General features: G+C 41.6%; 13 protein-coding genes. 1 reads left to right on the top strand and 12 read right to left on the bottom strand.

The window, feature by feature from the left end:
• Positions 1-51: 51 nt before the first annotated feature.
• The 4 genes from H5187_RS11090 to H5187_RS11075 form a co-directional block, all read right to left on the bottom strand.
• The gene (locus H5187_RS11090; protein WP_182797869.1) at positions 52-3,780 is read right to left on the bottom strand and encodes a DUF4132 domain-containing protein; all 3,729 of its coding nucleotides are present in this window, start codon (positions 3,778-3,780) and stop codon (positions 52-54) included.
• An 81-nt stretch (positions 3,781-3,861) separates the two neighbouring features.
• Positions 3,862-7,581, bottom strand: coding sequence for a DUF4132 domain-containing protein (locus H5187_RS11085; RefSeq protein ID WP_182797868.1), 3,720 nt, complete (start codon positions 7,579-7,581; stop codon positions 3,862-3,864).
• A gap of 256 nt (positions 7,582-7,837) precedes the next feature.
• Positions 7,838-8,815, bottom strand: a complete 978-nt coding sequence (gene hemB / locus H5187_RS11080; protein WP_149983125.1) for a porphobilinogen synthase — start codon at positions 8,813-8,815, stop codon at positions 7,838-7,840.
• A gap of 254 nt (positions 8,816-9,069) precedes the next feature.
• Positions 9,070-9,366 (bottom strand): DUF4144 family protein, encoded by a 297-nt coding sequence (locus H5187_RS11075; protein WP_182717213.1) that lies wholly within the window; start codon positions 9,364-9,366, stop codon positions 9,070-9,072.
• A 79-nt stretch (positions 9,367-9,445) separates the two neighbouring features.
• Between H5187_RS11075 and H5187_RS11070 the strand changes: the two genes are divergently transcribed.
• Positions 9,446-11,962, top strand: coding sequence for an EAL domain-containing protein (locus H5187_RS11070; RefSeq protein ID WP_182797867.1), 2,517 nt, complete (start codon positions 9,446-9,448; stop codon positions 11,960-11,962).
• Here the strand turns inward: H5187_RS11070 and H5187_RS11065 are convergent.
• The 8 genes from H5187_RS11065 to prmA form a co-directional block, all read right to left on the bottom strand.
• Positions 11,941-12,750 (bottom strand): DUF2797 domain-containing protein, encoded by an 810-nt coding sequence (locus H5187_RS11065; protein WP_149983115.1) that lies wholly within the window; start codon positions 12,748-12,750, stop codon positions 11,941-11,943. The two genes, H5187_RS11070 and H5187_RS11065, sit on opposite strands and share 22 nt — an antisense overlap.
• Positions 12,751-12,817: 67 nt before the next feature.
• The gene (locus H5187_RS11060) at positions 12,818-15,337 is read right to left on the bottom strand and encodes an EAL domain-containing protein (RefSeq protein ID WP_182762201.1); all 2,520 of its coding nucleotides are present in this window, start codon (positions 15,335-15,337) and stop codon (positions 12,818-12,820) included.
• Between the two features lie 92 nt (positions 15,338-15,429).
• Positions 15,430-16,713 carry a phosphoribosylamine--glycine ligase gene (purD, locus tag H5187_RS11055; protein WP_182717210.1) on the bottom strand — a complete coding sequence of 428 codons (1,284 nt, stop codon included), beginning with the start codon at positions 16,711-16,713 and terminating at the stop codon, positions 15,430-15,432.
• A gap of 14 nt (positions 16,714-16,727) precedes the next feature.
• Complete coding sequence (locus H5187_RS11050) at positions 16,728-17,546, bottom strand: class I SAM-dependent methyltransferase (RefSeq protein ID WP_182717209.1); 819 nt, start codon at positions 17,544-17,546, stop codon at positions 16,728-16,730.
• A gap of 108 nt (positions 17,547-17,654) precedes the next feature.
• Entirely contained in the window at positions 17,655-19,241 is a 1,587-nt protein-coding gene (gene purH / locus H5187_RS11045) for a bifunctional phosphoribosylaminoimidazolecarboxamide formyltransferase/IMP cyclohydrolase (protein WP_182717208.1), read from the bottom strand.
• 211 nt (positions 19,242-19,452) lie between these two features.
• On the bottom strand, positions 19,453-19,743 hold the full coding sequence (gene fis, locus H5187_RS11040) for a DNA-binding transcriptional regulator Fis (protein ID WP_002957804.1): 291 nt from the start codon (positions 19,741-19,743) through the stop codon (positions 19,453-19,455).
• Positions 19,744-19,763: 20 nt separating this feature from the next.
• Complete coding sequence (gene dusB / locus H5187_RS11035; protein ID WP_179959235.1) at positions 19,764-20,735, bottom strand: tRNA dihydrouridine synthase DusB; 972 nt, start codon at positions 20,733-20,735, stop codon at positions 19,764-19,766.
• 281 nt (positions 20,736-21,016) lie between these two features.
• Positions 21,017-21,898, bottom strand: coding sequence for a 50S ribosomal protein L11 methyltransferase (gene prmA, locus H5187_RS11030; protein ID WP_149983109.1), 882 nt, complete (start codon positions 21,896-21,898; stop codon positions 21,017-21,019).
• Positions 21,899-21,907 lie beyond the last annotated feature (9 nt).

Raw genomic sequence — 21,907 nt, 5'->3', positions numbered from 1 at the left:
ATAGCGTTCTTTGCCGGAGTCAGGGCAAACAACGAAGTATAAATAACTTTGTTACCACGGTAATTTTGATAGCCAATTAGGATCTGCATGGCATTTTTTTGCAACATGTTGATAATCCAGTGCGATAGCGTTGAGTAGATTTGCTGGCGCTTGCGCAAGTGGTATCGTTTTATAGCGATTACGCGTGCGAGAACCTTGAATTTGCTGCAATATTTTGCAGCCATAAATGGCAGCGGGTTCATTTTCCTCTGGTAAATAGTTACCACTAAACTCAAATTGAATGCGAAGTCCTACCTGCTCAAATGATTTTTCGTAGTAATTAAAAAACGCCCCATCTTCTGTTTCACCGCGTTGATAACCGAGTTTGGTGAGTAAACCGCGCAGAGTAAAAGCATCACTCATAAGGCCCAAATGATGCTCCAATGAAATTTGCTTAGGTGTAACACTAATATCAGCGGATTTGAGCTGCTCAAAAAGTGGCTTTATTTTGTAATCTTTTAAGTGTAGCTGCCATGCTTTAAGGGCGGCTTTATCAAGCTGATTAGCACTGAGCAAACGGATACTTGCACCCGATGTTAGCGTAACCTCTTCATCATTTACATCGACTAAACTACCATCTTCAGTCGGGCGAAAGGTATGCCAATCATTATCAAGTTGTACTTGCCATAAGGTGCGTTGTAGTAAGCGAAACATCACCGGATGTTGGTGTAAATATTCATGCCACTCATTTAAAGGCCAGTGACGCTCGGTGATCATGGCTGCATATAGGCGGGCATGTTGTTGTTCAATCACTTGTTTTAGCTCTTTTTTACAACCACTAAACCATTTTTTAGTTTGGTTGATCTGATCTTCGCTATCCTCTTTGCGTGGTTGTGGCAGCGATTTAATCACCTTGCCTTCTTCGTTTATTAATTGCAGCTTAAGTGAGTCGCTCAGTTGCAGTTGTAAAGCGCGATTGCCAAAGCTAAACGGTGTTGGATCTTGTATATGCTCTAAGCCCGCGGTTTGGATGGTGCGATCTGCCAATTCATCAGTCGTCCAGCTGTTACGCTTTGCAATTTTGCCAACTAACTCGCGCGCCAACGCTTGTATTGATTGGGTACGATGTTGGCGGGCTATCGACAGCATAAATTGAATAATCACTGTATCGTTAATGTGGGCAAGAGCGCTGATCATCGCCTCTATTTGTGTACGGCGCAGATAGTGTTTTTTCATATACGGCTGGATCAGTGCTAGCAACGCTTGGGGATTACCACCATTGATTAATGCCAGTAAGCCTTTTTCTTTAATAGCCGAGCCATGCAATTGAGATTTATATAAGTTGTAACATGCATTGTAAGCATCGAGTAATGTGCGTGTAGCGTATTCTTGGCCCCAATCATATTGCGCTAAATCTTGGTACCTGTTGTACTCGCGTTGCTTATTCGCTTGCGCATAGTCATGCGCCTGTTGCTCAGAAGGGGCAAGCGTATCTTGACTTATAAAAGCTGATAATAAAAAGTGGCCTAGGCGAGCCTGACTGTCATCATCGAGGAGTGATAAATATAACCTTAATAGGTTGCTCCCTTGGGGTTGTTTAAGCTTTACGGCTAACACACACCACCAATAGATAATGCTTGGCTCCACAGGGTCGCCATGACGAAAGTGGCAGGTGGGTAACATCGCTTGTTGTAGCCACGCCATATGTTTAGGGGCTGCTTTTTTGAGCCCTGTAGCTGCTTCTTCAGCTAAAATAGCGGGGGTGATGAAATAGCTAATATCACCGCCGCATTGTTGTAGCGCATCCAATAATTGGTTACGAGTAGTGGTATCTTTTTCTGTGGTGATCGCGTCTTGCAGTGCGGGCTTCGCATCAGGGTGTTGCAGGTGAGTTAACCACTGTGCAGTGAGGCTGCGGGTTTCTTTATTGCTTGATGCTAAACCTGTCGTTATTTTTTCAATGAGCAATTCATGCTGCTGCACGGCGTATTGCGCTAACTTGCGTACGTGCTTGCGATTATCAAAGGCGAGTTGATATATGCGTTCGAGCCAATAGGGGGGTATCGCTGGAAAATCAGCTAATAAAGCCAAGGCTTGTTCAGTAATGCGCGTGCTATCGATACGATCATTGAGAAGTGACTCAATGATCCATGAGTCGGTACTTGAACTAAATGTTGCGCTGCTCAGTTGGCCATCAAGTGCTAGCGTCATCGTTTGTGGATAGTGCGCAAATAGCGGCCATATTTCAAATGACTCTAAAGCTATCGGGAGGCTGCCACTAGGTTCATGTCTAATATCAAGGATGTAATTAGTTAAATCGCTAGGGCTAATACCAAAAGGGTGCAGTACTGGCTGTAACTGGCGTATATCTTTGATATCACGTTGGATCAATTTACTAGGGTGAGGCTCTTCGAGTACCGTTGAAAGCCCATAAAATAAACCAGTAGCTAATAGGAAAAAGTGCACTAGTTGAGCATCACTTTGGTTCATCAGTTTAGCTTCGCCAATAATTTGGGCTGCGTATTTATTATCAACTAGCCTATAAATAATATCGTAGCCGGGCTGTGTTTGTATTTGGCGTTGCTGTAGTTGCGCAAGCGCTTGGGCAAGTTGTTCTGGCGTAAGTGAGCGCAGCCCTTGTAAGTCGTCACGATCAGATGCCAAACGTTGCTGCCTTTGGTGACAATTTTGCGGATAATCCAAAAGTGCTTGCTGCGCCGTTGCAATTTCTTGTTCCGCTTTGGCTATTTCAGTGCTTAACACTTGCTGGCAAACATCAAGCCAACGCTCTGGAAAATCATGGCTGATAGAAAGGGGGGGGAGGCTTGGCAGTGGCCAATCAAAATACTGACTTTTTTGTATCAGCTGATATTCATGCTGTGCTTGTGTGATCTGTTGCTGCAACACGTTACTTTTTGTTTCACTTAGCCATTGAGTTAAAAGTGGTTGCGCTGCATCATAACGGCTAATAAGCGTAATCCAATGGGCTTGGGTGGTGGTGTTAGCACTTTGATAGTGTTTTTTAAGGTAGTTGACCCAGATTGCTGTATCAAGGCGTGTGAAGGCAAGCGCCGCCGCCTGACGTACTTTGTTGGTGGAATCATCCGCTAATGTCATTACTAGCGGTAGTAAGGTGTTGGGTAGTTCACAGTACTTTGTCAGTTGACAACCGAAAATGTAACGACCTTCGCTATGAAGTTGTTGTAGCTGTTGGTCGAAATCAGGCTCGTTGCTGACACTTAGCCAGTTGGTATGTGTGAGTAAATATTGGGCATACTCTGCTGGAACATACTTGTTATTACGCTCTAATATAAAAGCATCAATATACCAGCTAGGTAATTGATATATTTTTAATAATTCCAGCAGTGTGTGTCGATTGGGTAATTGCTCTACAGATGACGCTGTATGCGTTTTAAATTGCCTGTTCAGGAAGTTTAGAAGATAGGCAAACCAGTTATCAAAGCTCGAAAGTACATGGCTAAACGCATCAAAATAGGGCTCGTTAAAACAAGCAACGACTAAACCTAAGCGATGCAAAAAGTCCAGTTGCTGGCTTTGAGTAGACATGAGTACTTGCCACATCGCTTCTGCTGCTTCCCAGTCATAGCAACCAGGTGCCTGTTTACTTTCTGTATCGGGAAGCTGTGCTAAAGTAATTAAACAACGGGGATTTTCCCCATGTAATAAGTAATGTGTAACGTTATGAGCGAGACCTGATTCTGCTATTTCATAGCCTTTACAGGCAAGAGTTAATAGTTCAGCAATGTCTGTGTTCGGAGGCGTGTTTAACGTATTAAGCATAAAACGTCCTTGCTAGATAGATCATCTTGATTTCTAAACGCTGGCCATCGTTAATGTGGCCAGCATTTACTGTTATAGCGGCTAATTAAAAGGTAGCTTTTGCTGCCACAGTGGATCTGCATGACACTTTTTCGCCACCTCTTCGTAATCCAAGGCGATAGCGTTAAGCAGATTAGCAGGGACTTGAGTAAGCGGTAATGCATCATAGCGGTTCCAGCCACGTGCTTTTGGATTAAATTGCCATACTGTGATGCTATAAATAGCTGCAGAAACATTCTCTTCGGGGACACAGTTACCACTGAAGTCAAATTGAACTCTAAGTCCTAATTGATCAAACAGTTTATAGTAATGATCAAAAAATCCTGCGTCTTCAGGGTCGCCTTGCTTGTAGTCTTTTTTGGTCAATAAGCTGCGTAGTGTGAAGGTATCAGTCATCAAGCCTTTATGATGATCCAATGCTAACTGTTCTGCAGCTATATTTACTTCAAGCGACTTGAGTTGCTCAAACAGCGGTTTAATTTTGTAATCTTTTAAGTGGGCCTGCCAAGCTTGGCTTGCTTCACTATTGAGTTGATTACCACTTAGCAAGCGGATACTGGCCTGGGCTGGTAATTCAATTTCATCATCTTCTGTATCAATGAGTGCGCCATCTTCTGTGGGGCGAAAACTGTGCCAACCATCATCAAGCTGTACTTGCCAAAGCGTACGTTGCAGTAAACGAAACATGATAGGATGCTGATGTAAATATTCTTGCCAGTCGCTTGCAGGCCAATGACGCTCAGTAACCATAGACTCATATAGACGACTAGTTTGTTGCGTTATTACCTGTTTTAGCTCTTTTTTACAGCTGCTAAACCATTTTTTAGTTTCGCTGATGGCTGCATCGTCATCATCTTTACGCGCTTGCGGCAGTGACTTAAGCACCTTGCCTTCTTCGTTGAGTAGTTGAAATTTAAGATCATCGCTTAGCTGGAGTTGCAGCGTACGCTGACCTAAATTAAAAGGTGTTGGCCCTTGTGTGTTTTCAAAGCCTGCAGTTTGAATAGTACGATCGCCTAGTTCATCGGTCGTCCAGCCGTTTCGCTGGGCAATTTTATCAACTAACTGACGTGCTAACTCTTGGATTGATTTGGTACGGTAACGTCGCGATAACGACAGCATAAATTGAATAATTATCGGATCATTAATATTGGCGATAGCACTCAATATTGCTTCAATCTGCGCACGACGTACATAATACTGCTTCATATATGGTTGTAGTAGGGCTAAAAGCTCATTCGGTTTACCGCCAATAATTAAGGCGAGCAAACCTTTTTCTTTAATAGCACTACCTAATAGCTCTGACTTTTTCTGTTTGTAACACGCATTATATGCATCTTCCAAAGTATGCGTTTTGTACTGTTTCCCCCATTCACTTTGAGCCCAACGTTGATACATATCAAACTCTTGCTGCTTATGAGCTTGGGCGTATTCATGCGCTTGTTGCTCGGTGGGGCAAAGTGTATCTTGGGTGATAAATGCTGATAATAAACAGTGAGCGAGTTGTGCTTGGCTATTATCATCAAGCAGTGATAAATACAAATGTAGCAAGTTACTGCCTTCAGGCTGTTTTAGTTTAACGGCGAGCACACACCACCAATAAATAATATCAGTGTCGACTGCTTCACCATTAACAAATTTACAGCTAGGTAGCCTATCTCGTTGCAGCCAAAGCATATTTTTAGGCACTGCTTTTTGAAGCCCTGCAGCTGCTTCTTCAGCCAATGCAGTTGGTGAGGTAAATTCACTAATATCACCGCCACATTGCTGCAAGGCATCTAACATTTGCGCACGAATTGCGGTATCTTTTTCTTTTCTAATTGCTTGTTGTAGTGCTGGTTGGGCATCACTGAGCGCCAGTGTTTGCAGCCATTTTGCTGCAATACTACGAGTATCATTGCCGCTTGATAGTAATTCTTTGCTGACTCGCTCAACAACGATGCCATGCTTTTGTGCGGTCGCTTGTGCCGTGAAGCGCACTGATTTTCGACTATCAAACGCTAATTGATAGATGCGTTGTAACCAATGGGGAGGAAGTTTAGGAAAATCAGCTAATAAAGCCAGCGTCTGGTTGATAACCATATAGTTATCATAGTTATCCTTGGAGTCGAGGCGATCGATAATCGTTGGCTTTGTGTCATCTCCTTGCTGGATGAGCTTTGTGTATAGGCCATCAAGTGCGTAATCTATTGTTTCTGGGTACTCGGCGAATAAGGGCCACACATCAATTGATTCTAACGCCAATGGGCGAGTACCCAACTCTTCACCATGGGAACTTACAAGTATGTTCGTTAAGTCACAAACGCTAAAATTAAATTCTGCTAGTAATGGCAGTAATTGGCGAACATCGCTAAGATTCTCTTGCAGTAATTTGCTCGTATTGGCTGCATTTAACAGATTATTAATGTGCCATCTGCCAATTTTCTGCAGTTGAAAAAAATGTGCTATTGCAATGTTTGGCTGTTTGAGTAACTTAGCTTCATCGATAATGTCATAAAAGATGTCATTACCAAGCTTTTGACCTTGTTCTAGAGCGTTTAAAGCTTGAACAACATCATCTTTAGTGATCGTTTTATATACCGCAAGCTCTTCTTTTTCACGCTCTATCGCCTTTGCCCAGTAGCTGCCGGGTGCTTCGGGCTTGCTGTTTTTTATATATCGTTCAGAACGCGCAATTAGCTTTTCTAAGCTTTGCATACAGTCTTCAACCCAATGCGCTGGGAAATCACCGTGAAAGTTCACGTTTGTGTATGCAGGCAACTGCCAATCAAAGTTGTCGCTTTGCTGCTTTAACTGATATTGCTCAATGGCGAGTGTAAGTTTAGTGTGTACTGATGCTGTTTTTTCAGTGGCTTGCCATGTTTCAAGTAATGTTAATGCATTACTACACTCAACCACACTGCTTATCCAGTGAGTTCGTGTGCTTGCATTAGCCTTTTCATAATGTTCAGAGAAAAACTCAAGGCATTGTGCATCATCGATTTTACGGATCACACTGTTCGCTGACAGACGTACTTGATTGGACTTATCAGCGCTAAGCTGTGCTAAAAACGGTAATAACGAAGTTGGAATTACCGGCTGCTTAAGTAGAAACTGGCAAAGCGTATTACGACCGCTGGCGTCGATTTTTTGTAGTTGTTGGCATTTTTCAGGTGTTGAACAAATCGTTATCCAATCACTATTAGCTAGCAAATGATCTGGATAGATAAAGCCTCTTTGTGCATAGGAGCGCTCAAGAATATAGGCATCAATATACCACAGCGGTTGGTCATACGTTTCTAGCAGCGTAAGCAGTTCATCACGACTAGGGAATTGAGTTGCCTTGGTGTCATATTCAAAATCAGTGTGTTGGTTAAAATAAAACAGTAAGAAGGCAAACCAGCCTGTTAGTTTAGACTCCATATGATTTAAATAGTGATGCTTTGCAATCGCCTCTGTTACTAAACCTAAACGATGTAAAAAGTCGTTTTGATGGCCTGTAGCTGACTTTAAAACATGCTGCATGGCTACTAAAGAGCGTCTATCATACTCGCCATTATTATTTACCGAGTAGTGGCCTGGCAGTTGCGAATGGCGCGAATTAGGTAGTTGATTTAATATGTTAAGACAATCAGCTCCTTCTCCTGTTACTAAGTAATGAGCAACCTTAGCGGCTAAGCCTGTTTGCGTATGGTTATAGCCTTGGCAAGCAACTATTAATAAATCTTTGATGGTTATTTGTTTATCTTCACCGAAAAGCTTACTAGTAAATTTTTTGAACATAGTACTTCCTTGATTATTCAAAGTTGTGGTGATTATTGACTCTTTTTATCGGTTATCTATGAGCAATATTTGTAAAAACACAGCAAACATTACTTATCCCCACTCTATAAAACAAGACAAATTATGATTTACGAGATCAAGTTTTGTTTTTTAATTTTTGCGCATGTAACACGTTAAGATATTTACGTAGGTTTAAACTAAGCCAATATAGGGTTAGCGTGTTCTAAAATGTTACATGCCCAAAAAGTGACAACGGTTATTCTTTTAACCACTGTGCAACTTGTTTTGTATAATAACTCACTATTAAATCAGCGCCTGCACGTTTGAAGCCGGTCAGTGTTTCAAATACCACTTTTTTTTCATCAAGGGCACCTGCTAATGCTGCAAATTTAATAGCGGCATACTCACCACCAACTTGGTAGGCAGCTAAAGGTAAGTTTGTTTTCTCTCTCAAGCTGCTAAGGACATCAAGATAGGGCGTGCCTGGTTTCACCATTAGAATATCAGCGCCTTCTTGTTCATCAAGAAGGGCTTCTTGAAGCGCTTGACGAATATTTGCGTAATCCATTTGATAGCCTTTGCGATCACCGCTTAATTCACAATCAACAGCAGCTCTAAATGGACCATAGAAAGATGAAGCAAATTTAATGGCGTGAGCTAAAATGGCAACATGTTCAAACCCTGCATTATCAAGGCCTGCTCGAATAGCTTTAACTTGACCATCCATCATCGCAGATGGGGCTAGCATATCGGCACCTGCTTTTGCTGCGCACACACTCTGCTTTACAAGATTAGCAACAGTTTCGTCGTTACAAACTTGATTATCTTCAACAACGCCACAGTGTCCATGATCTGTATATTCACAAAAACAAATGTCGGGTATTACCATCATCTCGGGGCATGTTTGTTTGATTGTTTTAATCATACGTGCCAGTAAACCATCATCGTGCCATGTATCACTGCCAACACTGTCTTTATGATGCGATATGCCAAAAGGCATAACATACTGAATTCCTAATCTATGCAGTTCAGTAATTTCTTGGGCTAATGCATGTTCAGGAATGCGCTGTATACCAGGCATAGTGGATATTTCTAGACTTTCAGTTAACGACTCTTCGATAAAAATAGGATGGATAAGATCGCCAATATTAAAATCAAATTCGCGTACTAACTGTCGCATTGCGTCACTGTGGCGAAGCCTGCGCATGCGTCTTGATAAATTAGGTGTACTCATTGCTATATGCCTTACTGAGCTGAGTATAACGAGATGTTTATAATATCATTTTTATCACTGTAAACGATATGCGTTAAATCAATATTAAAGGCGTGTTCATGATAGTAAGCTTTTTCTTTATTTGTAATAAATAAACTGTAATTACTAGGTTACCGGTGTAGAAGTCGCTGGTGGGGTTTGCTGTTCTTTATTGTTATCGCTGCCACCACAGGCGACTAAACTCATGGATAAAACGGCTGATGCAACTAAACGTGCTATTTTATTCCTAATAGATCAAATGCTTGGGAAGCTGTTAGGCTGGTTATTTTAGTTAAGCAGCAGTGTCCTTCTTGTGCTAAGTGCTGCGTTACTCTGCGAGCTAACTCTATGTTAGTCAGCGGTGTTGCAAGGTTAAATGCTAAATCAAAATATTCGCCTTGTTTATTCAATATCACACAGTGTTGCTGTTGTTCAGCGGTTAAACTGTGTAGATAGTCATTTAAATCCCGTTGTTCATTAATAATTTCTAGCTCGTTGTCACTACATATCAAGTAAGGGAAGTAAGTATGCATGTATTTATTGTCCTGTATCAAATAGCGCGAGCAATATAATAATATAATTATAGTTCGTATTATACTAAGGACGAATATTATGAAACAAACTCGCCACCCTCAACAGGTATCAGATATCTTTTCAAGGAAATTAGTATGTTGTTCCACCGATACCTCTTTAGTTGATGCTGTACGGTTGATGCAGGTTCATAATATAAGTGCAATTTTTATAAAAAAACGGCAAGAAATCGTTGGTATTTGGACTGAAGCAGATTGCATTAAACTAGATTTTACTGACAGCAACCTTAAACATATTGAAATTCAAAGCGTAATGAGTAGCCCGGTATTGAAAATCTCCTGTCAGCAATTACTGTGTGATGCTGCGCTTATTTTTTATCAACACAGTGTTCGTCATTTATTAGTTGTGGATGATGATGAGCTACCATGCGGCGTTATTAGTATTAGTGATATTGTACGTAATCAAGGGCTTGATCACTATTTACAATTTAGACCAATCAAAGAGCAATATCATAAAGATGTGTTAGTGGTACCTAGTTATTTGACGCTCAGTGAAGGCGTTGAAATGATGCGCGAGCGAACCGCCCAAGTTATTTTAGTGTATAACCAGCAGCAAGACGAACATGGCATTATCACCCAGCGAGATTTACTGCATTTGATCGTCGAACCCGATAGTAATGCGTCATGTTGGAGTTTTGCAAGTCGGCCCTTGTATCGGGTAAGCTCAAAAAGCAGTTTATTCGATGCATATCGGTTAATGTCTACTAACAATGTACGCCATTTAGTGGTCAGTGACGATTTGGAGATTAAAGGGGTGCTCGCCATTGAGCATCTTGTTAATGAAATAGAAAGCGCTTATTGCAGTGATCTTGAAAAAGTACTTGAACAACGTGATATGGATCTTCAGCATTCACAGCGTAATTTGTATCTCGCGAATAAAATAATTGATGCGTCACTTGATGGCATTATGATCACCCAACAAGATGGTGTGATCATGCAAGTTAATCCTGCTTTTACCGCCCTTACTGGCTATCAAGAATATGAAGTGGTCGGCAAACACCCTAGAATTCTAAGCTCCGGAAAGCACGGTAAAAATTTCTACGTAAAAATGTGGCAATCCATTACCCAAACTGGTGTGTGGCAAGGGGAAATATGCAATCGTAAAAAAAATGGTGATTTGTATGTTGAATGGCTAACTATTATTGCTATCCGCGAGCCAAATGATGATGAGCTAGTGTATGCGGCGATTTTTAGCGATATCACTGAACGTAAAACTGCAGAAGACAAAATCGTTCAGTTAGCTTATTTTGATGAGCTAACTGGCTTGCCTAATAGGCGCTTATTTAATGACAGGTTAACTATGGCATTAGCTGCTGCACATCGTAATAATGACATGTTAGCAGTGATGTTTATTGACCTAGATCGGTTTAAGGAAATCAATGATAGCTTAGGGCATAGCGCTGGGGATGAGTTATTAAAAATGGTGGCAATACGGCTGCAAAACGTATTATGTGAAGGTGATACTTTAGCACGTTTAGGTGGCGACGAATTTGTGGTGCTGTGCGAGATTGAAGACATTAGCGCTGTGATTAGTTTAGCCGATCAAATTTTAAATAACTTAAACACTCCTTTTCAGCTCGAAGGGCTTGAGGTAGGCGCGACAGCATCAATCGGTGCAGCGGTCTATCCTGATGATGGTCTCGATAGTGAAACTTTACTAAAACATGCTGATATTGCCATGTATCGCTCTAAAGAAGTGGGTAGAAACTCATTTCAGTTATTTAAAGCATCGATGAATGCACGCTCTTTAGAGCGCTTGGCGATGATGAGCCGGTTTCAATATGCGCTCGAAAATGATGAATTTGAACTATATTTTCAGCCTAAACAGTGTTTAAGAAGTAAAGCTATCAAAGGTGTTGAAGCACTCTTACGTTGGCAAGATCCCGCGCTTGGCATAATATCGCCTGCACAGTTTATTCCATTGGCGGAAGAACTCGGTCTAATTGTAAAGCTGGATCTCTGGGTGCTCAATAATGCAGGCATGCAATTGGCATTATGGCAACAACAAGGAATAACGGCTGGTCGGTTGGCAATTAATATCTCAGCTTGCCATCTTAGTCAGGGAAGTTTATCAAGTAACGTTGAAAAAATGCTCCAGCGCTATAATTTATCGGGAAATTGTCTTGAAATAGAGTTAACTGAAAGTAGTTTTATTAGCTCGTTTAGTCAGGCGAAAAGAGAGTTGTGGCAACTTAAAAAAATGGGCATACAGATTGCGCTAGATGACTTTGGTACCGGCTATTCGGCACTGAGTTACCTTACAAAATTACCCATAGATACATTAAAGATAGATGCCAGCTTTGTTGCTAAAGTACCCGATGAATACGGTAATAGTGAGATTGTTGCCGCGATAGTGGCAATGGCGAATAGTCTTAATTTACAAGTTATCGCTGAAGGGGTTGAAAAGCTTGCCCAGTATAGTTACTTATTGGATTTAGGCTGCGATGTGATCCAAGGCTATTACTATTGCCGCCCGTTAACGCAGCGGCAATGGTTTGAATTTTATCAGCTGCAAAATCAACCTACGGTGATATCGTAAGAAGTAAATTTACGAATGTTGATAACGCCAGTATCAAAGATCAAGTACTGGCCTTTAATACCGTTTAAAATACCACTGACGACCGGTTCTTTATCAAAATTAAATGAACTGATTTTGGTTGGGTAGGTAGTAACTGGAAACTCTAATTCAACCACTTCTTCATCAAGTTGTTCTATCGCTGTAGCACCAAAGAGCTCTGCAAGTTCATTTAGTTTATCGGCAATTTGTGGAATAAGTTCTGCCGCAGCAGCTTTTAAATCAAGGACATCGCTTTGTCCTTTGAGCATATTACGCCAATTGGTTTTATCGGCAATAAATTGTGCTAAGGCAACTTCAACTAATCCTGATTGTAAGCGCGTTTGTACTTTGAATATTGGCAGTGCTTGCGTTGCACCTTGGTCAATCCAGCGGGTTGGAATTTGTGTATGACGGGTGATCCCCACTTTCAGCCCTGACGTGTTCGCAAGATAGACATAATGTGGGATCATACAGTTTTCTTCGCCCCACTGTGGCTCACGACAAGTACCTTGGTCAAAGTGACATGTTTCAGGTTTCATAATGCACATATCGCAGCTAGCAAGCTTACGCATACATACAAAACAATGACCTTGCGAGTAACTTTTTTTGGTTTTTTTACCGCAGCTAGAACATACAATAGCGCCATTAAAAGTCAGTGTAAGTTGCTTGCCAATATAGGCATTAAGATCGACCAACTCATCACCCACAGGCAAATGATACTGAATCGGTTGTGTTAGCGATGATTTTAATTTTTTGATAGTGCCTTGCATCTTTACGCCCCTAAAGATGTGAAAAAGAGGATTCTATCAGTAATCCTTAAACATGTGGCAATTTTACTTAATTAGCTTGTTTATTTTCAGCTAACCACAGCAAATAGTCATCCACAGCGATGGCTTTGGAGTAATAGTAGCCTTGCCCGTAGTCTGCCCCCATGGCCTTTAAAAGTTGTTGTGTTGTGACATCTTCAACTCCCTCGACGGTAACTTTTAAACCCAAACTATGCGCCATTTCTATCGCAGCCTTAACAATTACTCGATTAGCACTGTGAGTAGGGAGACCTATAATAAATGATTTATCTACTTTTAAGGTTGAAAAGTTGTAGCTAACAAAACAATTTAGTGACGAATAGCCAGTGCCAAAATCATCTAAAATCACTTCAATACCAAGGCGGGTTAATTGTTCAACTAAGCTAATCATTTGCTGTTGGTTTGCAATTAAAGCTGACTCAGTAAGTTCAAATTTAAGTTGTTTAGCAGGAACGTTATGTTTGAGTAAAGTGTTTTCAATTTTCTCAATTAAATTATGGATCATTAAGTTTTTAGCACTTAAATTAACGCTTACTTTATGCTTAAAAAAACCTGCGTGATTAAACTTAGCGATATCTTGGCAAGCCTGATCGAGCACCCATAATGTAAGTTCATTGATAAGACCAGTACGTTCAGCTAATAGAATTAAAGCTTCAATATTGATTTGTTCATAAGGAGCATTAGGCCAGCGCAATAAGGCTTCACTGCCAATCGTTTGGCCGCTGCGTAAATCTATTTGTGGCTGATGATAAATAGTTAACTGGTTAGTTTTTAAGGCATTTTGAAATGCAGCCGCTAAGCTAATGTTCATAGTGACAGGCATTACTTTTGAGTGATTATTTGGATAGCTTGTTTGTGGCGCTTCGGTTAATGAAAAATAGCCATTTTGCAACCATGTATCAAAGCCACTTTCACCATCTAGGATACAATAACCCATTGCGTAGTTTAACTGTAAATCAAACCCTTGCACTGGATGATGCTTCGGTAAGCTTTTGCGGATTTTGGTTAATTTATCATGCAGTGATTGCGCACTTTGAGTTTTAATTGAAATGAATGCTAGCACACCGTTGCTCAAATCGGCAATCCGCGGATAGGTATCTAAATTGTTATCTAAATTGATAAACTCGCGCTCTTTACTCAGTTGCAGCTCAAGAGATTTAGCTATAGCAACAACGAGCTGACAGCTTTGAGTTTGATTTAAAATATGACTGAGAGAATTAAAATCAGTAATTCTAATTAAGCATAAGCTTGCTGTGCGCTGATTGAGCTGTAAAGTCATATAGGCTTGTTTTAGCATAGCACTGTTTAATAACTTGGTTTGTTCTGTATGAGTGGCGTGGTACAACGCCTTTTCTCGTTGATAGCGCACTCTATCGGCAAGCGCCATAGCCATTAAGATGACTTCACAAAGAATCGCAACCAAAAAAGCATGGCGGGTGGTGAAGCTATATTCTAATACGCCTGTTAGTTCTAAAGGTTGGATTGCAGCGCCAATGATCAGTGGGATCCACGAGATCATATAAAACTTAGCCCAACGAAAGCCGCTAAGTAGTTTGTTGTAAATTAAAATAATACAAACAATATAGAGTAATACCAACACAGCAAAAAATATTTGCGAAGAAATATATTCAACAATGAAAAAGCTGGCGAACCCTAAAACGAACATTAAGCCCAATAGTATTAGGCTTAGTTTATAGCGCCAGCATTTATCTTTATGATAACGTAAAAACATAGTACAAAATGACAGCGTAAAAAATGCGATGGCGTAATTACTTACCACTATATGGAGGTTAAAAAGCTTTTGTAAGGATACTGGCCATAAGTAAAAACCAAAGCCTAATACCGAGCCCATTAGGATCAACGCTGACAGTATGTAGCCAATATAAATAAGATAAACCCGATCACGAATACCAAAATACAGTACTAAATTATATAAAGCCGCCATGATTAGTACGCCAACAAAAATGCCCCAGATAGCGGTTTGTGCACGGAGTAAATCTTTAAATTCAGCCTCGCCATATAAGTTAATTGGGGTTTTACTGATCCCTGTAGTGTCTATTTTTATGACCAAAAAACTCTGGTTTTGTGCGGCAACAGTAAATTCTATATGCGGTACACTGTATTCAAATAAGCTTAATCCTGTTTGCCGATCGCCTAAATTAAAGGTGTTAATTAACTGGCCTTGGTTATCGAGTTGATAAACAGTCAAATAATCAATCATCGGATTATCAAAGTGGGCGTAAAGCTCTTTTGATACTGCTGTCCTATTGTCTAACTTCATCAGCAGCCAATAGTTTTGAGATTTTAGCCCCCATGGAATGGTGTCAAAGGGCTCTGCAATACGTGAATTAGATTCGTCTAAAAATGCTGTAAGTGTTAATGATTTTGATGGATCTATGCGATAGCTTTGCGCTAAATAAACCGCAGCTGTTTTATTGATTGTATAGCGAGTAGGGGTGGCTAAATGATTCGCAAACGTATATACGATGAACAATAGTATGCTCAAAATAAACAATGCAATAATATGGTATTTAAATGGCTGTTGTTCCAAGGTGCTACTTATATGTAATACATCACGGTTTTAGTGTAGCACTAAAAAAGCGCAGATAAACTGCGCTTATTATTAATAGCTGCTGGTTAGACCTATTTTTCGCGAGCAATAGCGCGATAAGCAATATCTGTACGGTATTCCATACCTTGCCAGCTAATTTCATCAACTAGTTGGTAGGCACGTTGCTGCGCTTCGGTAACTGTGTTACCTAGCGCCGTTGCACATAATACTCGGCCACCGGCAGTCACTACGTTATCGCCGTCTTGCTTAGTACCCGCATGGAAGACTTTTTCGCCTTCTGGGTAGGTTACTTTCAAGCCACTGATTGCATCACCTTTTGGGTAGTTATCAGGGTAGCCTTTAGCTGCAAGTACCACACCCACTGCTGCGCGTGAGTCAAACTCAATCGTCGTTTTATCAAGTTCAACACGATTAGCTGCTTCAATCAGTTCAACTAAGTCAGACTGTAAACGAAGCATCATAGGTTGTGTTTCAGGATCACCAAAACGGCAATTGTATTCGATTACTTTAGGGGTCCCAGAGTCATCGATCATCAAACCAGCATAGAGGAAGCCAGTGTAAGGATGGCCTTCGCTTGCCATACCTTCTACTGTTGGGTAGATCACTTCGTTCATAATGCGCTGATGAATTTCATCGGTTACCACTGGCGCTGGTGAGTATGCCCCCATACCGCCAGTGTTCGGACCTTGATCGCCATTATAAGCGCGTTTGTGGTCTTGGCTGGTAGCAAAAGGTAATACGTTTTTACCATCAACCATCACGATAAATGAGGCTTCTTCACCTTCTAAGAACTCTTCGATTACCACGCGGCTGCCAGCTTCACCAAAAGCGTTACCGGCTAGCATATCGCGAATAGCATCTTCAGCCTCAACTTCAGTCATGGCAACAATGACGCCTTTACCTGCGGCAAGACCATCAGCTTTGATTACAATCGGCGCGCCTTTTTCTTTTAAATAAGCAAGCGCAGGGGCGATTTGTTCAAACGTTTGATAATCCGCAGTTGGGATAGCATGACGGGCTAAAAAGTCTTTAGTGAATGACTTAGAGCCTTCTAGTTGCGCAGCGCCTGCTGTTGGGCCAAAGATAGCTAAACCGTGTTCACGGAATTTATCTACCACGCCAAGTACTAATGGTACTTCAGGTCCAACAATGGTTAGCTCAACATTATTGCTTTGTGCAAAGCTAAGTAGGCCATCGAGATCTTCAACGTTAATGGCAACATTCTCAAGCTTGGGTTCAAGCGCTGTACCGGCATTACCTGGTGCAACATAAACAGTGTTTACTTTTGTATTTTGAGCGGCTTTGAACGCAAGTGCGTGTTCGCGGCCGCCGCTGCCAATGACTAATACATTCATGGCGAATATCCTATTTAAAGCGGTTTTTTAAATTTCAGCGTCATGCGGTCGCTTTCACCAATAGCTTTATATTTAGCGGCATCTTGCTCGCCAAGTTTAAGGCTTGGTGGAAGGGTCCATACACCCTGTGGGTGATCGGCTGTATCAAGTGAGTTTGCATTTATGTCACTGCTTGCTGCAAGTTCAAAGCCTGCTTGTTTAGCAAGTTCGATTACCACGCTTTGCTTCATATAACCTGATGACTTTTGCATTTCATCAGCTTGCGCTTCAGGTAGGCGATGCTCAACCACACCTAAAGTACCACCTGGTTTAAGTGCTTTGTAAAAAGACTTAAATGCATTAGCTGCGGCGTCTTTATCTTTGCTCATATACCAATTATGTACATTGCGGAAGGTTAACACCATGTCTGCGCTGCTCGCCGGGGCAATGTCTAAATGTGTTGAAGGGGCGAATTCAGTCAGCTTTACTTTATTGAATCGCTCATCTTCAGCAATTTTCTTTTTAAAGCCAGCTAGAGCTCGTTGGTAATAACCCACCGATGAGTCAGCAGGGAAATGCGCGGCATAATAAGTGCCTTGCTCTTTCAGTGCTGGCGCTAAAATTTCACTGTACCAGCCGCCGCCAGGCGCAATCTCAACAACAGTCATAGTTGGTTTAAAACCAAAAAACTCTAATGTTTCGACAGGGTGGCGGTATTGATCGCGATCACTGCTGCGCTCGCTTGATTTAACTGCATTATTTAATGCTGAATCATGGCCATGCTCATGGCTAATAGCCATAGTTGATGTCATCGCAAGGGTGGCAACAAGTAGAGATTTTAGTGCAAATTTCATCGTCTGTTCCTTCACATTATATTTTTAGAATAGGTTATAGAATAAGCAGAATACGTGAATTTGTAGCAAACAAAAAGAGCTAACTGATGCAGTTAGCTCTTTGTGTGATTAATGGCGGAAGTGACGCATGCCAGTAAACACCATTGCCATACCAGCTTCGTCAGCGGCAGCGATAACTTCTTCATCGCGCATTGAACCACCTGGTTGGATTACCGCAGTAATACCAGCCTCTGCAGCTGCATCAATACCATCACGGAATGGGAAGAACGCATCAGATGCCATTACTGAACCTTTAACTTCAAGGTTTTCATCAGCGGCTTTAATTCCGGCAATTTTAGCTGAGTAAACGCGGCTCATTTGGCCTGCGCCTACACCAATGGTCATACCGTCACGGGCATAAACAATGGCGTTTGATTTAACAAATTTAGCCACTTTCCAGCAGAATAATAAGTCTTTAAGTTCTTGCTCAGTAGGCTGGCGCTTAGACACAACCGTTAAGTCGCCTTGCGTTACCATACCTAAATCACGGTCTTGGATGAGTACACCGCCATTAACGCGTTTGATGTCATGACCTGTCGCTTTGCCTGACCATTGGCCACACTCTAGTAAGCGTACATTTTGCTTAGCCGAAATAATTTGTGCAGCAGCTTCTGATACTTTAGGTGCAATGATCACTTCAACGAATTGACGTGACACAATCGCTTCAGCGGTATCAGCATCAAGCTCTTGGTTAAAGGCGATGATGCCACCAAATGCTGACGTAGGATCGGTTTTGAATGCGCGATCATAGGCTTCAAGGATGTTGTCACCGATTGAAACGCCACAAGGGTTAGCATGTTTAACAATAACACAGGCTGGTACATCAAATTCTTTCACACATTCAAGAGCTGCATCTGTATCAGCAATATTATTGAAAGAAAGTGCTTTACCTTGCAGTTGTATGGCAGTTGCAACAGACGCTTCTTGAACGTCGTTTTCAACATAAAAAGCTGCATCTTGGTGTGAATTTTCACCGTAGCGCATGTCTTGTTTTTTAGTAAACTGCATATTGATAGTGCGTGGGAATTTAGTTTCCTCAGCTGCTTCATCAGTGTAATCAGCAACCATCTTACCGAAGTAGTTAGCAATCATGCCATCGTACTGCGCGGTGTGCTCGTAAGCTGCAATGGCAAGATCAAAACGTGTTTTGTATGTAGTTGAACCATTGTTGCTTTGCATTTCGCTGATCACGCGGTCGTAATCTTTGGCGTTTACTACAATAGTCACGTCTTTGTGGTTTTTGGCCGCAGCACGCACCATCGTTGGGCCGCCGATATCAATGTTCTCAATGGCATCTTCAAGGCTGCAGTTTTCTTGAGCGACTGTATTCGCAAAGGGGTATAAGTTAACTACAACGATATCGATAGCTGAGATGTTATGAGCGTCCATTACATCTTCATCTTGACCACGACGCGCTAAAATGCCGCCATGAATTTTTGGGTGAAGAGTTTTTACGCGACCATCCATGATCTCAGGGTGACCTGTGTGGTCAGATACTTCAGTGACTTTAATGCCGTTATCAGCAAGTAATTTACAAGTACCGCCAGTTGATAAGATGTCTACGCCTTGTGATTCAAGAGCGCGAGCAAATTCAACAATACCGGTTTTATCTGACACACTTAGTAGTGCGCGACGAATTGGACGATGTGTATCCATTGTAGTTTGATTACCTCAGTGTTTGAGCTAGCTTAGAAAGGCGCTATTTTAACTGAATATCGCTTAAAAAACGATATTTATACACAAGTCATTTGGGTATACAGAGTGAGGATTTTGCAATTAGACGCTTTTTTGAGGATTTTTAAAGATATAAAAAAAGCACCCGAAGGTGCTTTTTCAAACGAATGTTGTGATAAATCACAACACGGTATTAGTTCATGCCGTATTTCTTTAGTTTCTTACGTAAAGTACCGCGGTTGATACCTAGTAAGATTGCCGCACGTGTTTGGTTGCCACGTGTGTAAGTCATTACTTCTTCAAGTAATGGTGCTTCTAGCTCTGAAAGAACAAGGTCGTAAACGTCTTGCACATCTTGACCGTTAAGCTGTTTTAAATAGTGATGAACAGCTTTCTTCACTGCATCGCGTAATGGCTGCGGTTTCTCGTGTGACTGAACATGAGGGTTAGTGATAAATGGAGAAGTCACGTTTTGTTCGAACATTGTTTATATCTCTTTCTTTCTTAGTTAGCTGCTAGTGTTTTAAAGTATTGCTCTAATGTCTCGATTTGTGCCTGTGGATTATCGAGAGCATTAAATACTCGCCTAAACTGACCGTCACTGTCATGGGTTTGCAAATACCAAGATACATGTTTGCGAGCGATGCGCGCTCCCATTGGTTCGCCGTAAAACGCATGAAGGTTCACTAAGTGTTCCATCAAAATACCACGTACTTCCTCAATTGGAGGCACAGGTAAATGTTCACCGGTTCGCAAATAGTGGTCTATCTCCCTAAAAATCCAAGGGCGACCTTGGGCGGCTCGACCAATCATAATGGCATCTGCACCCGTATAGTCCAAAACCTGTTTTGCTTTTTCAGGAGACGTTATATCTCCATTTGCAACGACAGGTATCGACACTGAACGTTTAATATCCCTAATAGTGGCGTATTCAGCTTCACCTTTGTACATACATGCGCGTGTACGCCCATGTACGGCCAATGAAGCTATGCCATAACGTTCAGCTATTCTCGCAATCTCGACACCGTTACGGTTGTCCTGATCCCATCCTGTACGGATTTTTAGTGTTACAGGTACATCAACAGCGCTAACCACTGCATCAATAATCTCTTCCACTAAATCAGGAAACTGTAATAGGGCTGAGCCTGCGAGTTTCTTGTTCACTTTCTTTGCTGGGCACCCCATATTTATATCTATGATCTGTGCACCATTAGTTACATTGAATTGTGCAGCCTGAGCCATAAGCTCGGGATCAGCTCCTGCGATTTGCACCGCACGTATTCCCGATTCACCACTATGATCCATACGGTTCATCGATTTCTCGGTTTTCCATACCAAAGGATTCGACGAGAGCATTTCAGACACGGCAAGCCCCGCACCTAAGCGGCGACAAAGTTGTCTAAATGGTCTATCAGTAATTCCCGCCATTGGCGCTACAATTACATTGTTCTCTAATTGGTATGTTCCGATACGCACTGTATTCAATAGGCCTCTTTTCAAGGGGCGCTAAGTTTACGGTTTTTTTTGCAAAAATCAAAGGCTATAAATTGAACAAAAGTGACTTTTTTTTGACTTTTGCGTATTGACATTTGATAACAGTTTGACGAATGGCTTTATTTGTGTGAATTTTATACAGAAGTAATTTGTGGTAAGAAATCATTCTGTTTTTTGGCGTGTAAATAATAGGTAAAGCCTGTTAATTACAGGCTTTACCTGAAGGTTTTACGTTAATACTCTAAATTGCCGATCCCAGTAAGTTAAGCTTTTTTTATGCCACTTACTCGTGTCCATTCACCTTCAACAGCGATATCATCAAGCGCTAAAAAAGGGGCATAAACATCTGCTACCGACTGCGCTTGTTCTTCTAAAATTCCCGACATGGCAATTTTACCACCTGGTTTTAACAAGCCTAATATCACACTGTGTAATTCACGCAGTGGCGCAGCTAAAATATTGGCCACCACGATATCGGCGCTAAACTCAGGCTGATTTTCTGGCAGGTATACTTCGAGTTTATCGGCAACGCCGTTACGCTGTGCGTTATCTAAGCTTGCTTCAAGGGCTTGAGGATCGATATCGATGCCGATCATGCGCTCAGCGCCAAGTTTGATAGCTGCGATACCTAGAATTCCAGAGCCACAACCAAAGTCGACCACAGTTTTACCGGTCAAATCTTGGCTTTCAAGCCATTTTAAGCACAAAGCGGTGGTAGCATGAGTGCCAGTGCCAAAAGCAAGGCCAGGGTCAAGCAGTACATTGACGGCATCAGGATCGGGAATATCACGCCAGCTTGGGCAGATCCATAGTTTTTCACCAAACTGAATTGGGTGGAAGTTATCCATCCATTCACGTTCCCAGTCTTTGTCTTCAAGTTGCTCTATTTTGTACACTAAGGTGTCTTTTAACTCATCATGGCGCTGTAATAGAGCTATCACCGCATTCATATCGTGGTTAGCTTCGAATAAACCAATTACAGTCGTGTCAGCCCAAAACACCACAGTGCCGATTTTTGGTTCGTAAATAGGGGTGTCTTTAGCATCAATAAAGGTAACAGACGCACTACCTGCCTCCATTAATAGATCACTTACTGCATCTGCGGTTGCAGCATTAGCATTGATACGGATTTGGATCCAAGCCATAATTATTTC

This window comes from Pseudoalteromonas sp. SG44-1 (genome assembly GCF_014164315.1).
GTDB classification, from domain to species: domain Bacteria; phylum Pseudomonadota; class Gammaproteobacteria; order Enterobacterales; family Alteromonadaceae; genus Pseudoalteromonas; species Pseudoalteromonas rhizosphaerae.
The sequence above is the reverse complement of the archived record's forward strand: the minus strand, read 5'-3'. Positions and strand labels throughout refer to the sequence as shown.

What these genes read in the sequence shown, in the direction of transcription:
- prmA (WP_149983109.1), bottom strand. Translation starts at nt 21,898, where the DNA reads ATGGCTTGGATCCAAATCCGTATCAATGCTAATGCTGCAACCGCAGAT.
- H5187_RS11075 (WP_182717213.1), bottom strand. Translation starts at nt 9,366, where the DNA reads ATGCATACTTACTTCCCTTACTTGATATGTAGTGACAACGAGCTAGAA.
- purD (WP_182717210.1), bottom strand. Translation starts at nt 16,713, where the DNA reads ATGAATGTATTAGTCATTGGCAGCGGCGGCCGCGAACACGCACTTGCG.
- H5187_RS11085 (WP_182797868.1), bottom strand. Translation starts at nt 7,581, where the DNA reads ATGTTCAAAAAATTTACTAGTAAGCTTTTCGGTGAAGATAAACAAATA.
- hemB (WP_149983125.1), bottom strand. Translation starts at nt 8,815, where the DNA reads ATGAGTACACCTAATTTATCAAGACGCATGCGCAGGCTTCGCCACAGT.
- fis (WP_002957804.1), bottom strand. Translation starts at nt 19,743, where the DNA reads ATGTTCGAACAAAACGTGACTTCTCCATTTATCACTAACCCTCATGTT.
- H5187_RS11065 (WP_149983115.1), bottom strand. Translation starts at nt 12,750, where the DNA reads ATGCAAGGCACTATCAAAAAATTAAAATCATCGCTAACACAACCGATT.
- H5187_RS11090 (WP_182797869.1), bottom strand. Translation starts at nt 3,780, where the DNA reads ATGCTTAATACGTTAAACACGCCTCCGAACACAGACATTGCTGAACTA.
- H5187_RS11050 (WP_182717209.1), bottom strand. Translation starts at nt 17,546, where the DNA reads ATGAAATTTGCACTAAAATCTCTACTTGTTGCCACCCTTGCGATGACA.
- H5187_RS11070 (WP_182797867.1), top strand. Translation starts at nt 9,446, where the DNA reads ATGAAACAAACTCGCCACCCTCAACAGGTATCAGATATCTTTTCAAGG.
- purH (WP_182717208.1), bottom strand. Translation starts at nt 19,241, where the DNA reads ATGGATACACATCGTCCAATTCGTCGCGCACTACTAAGTGTGTCAGAT.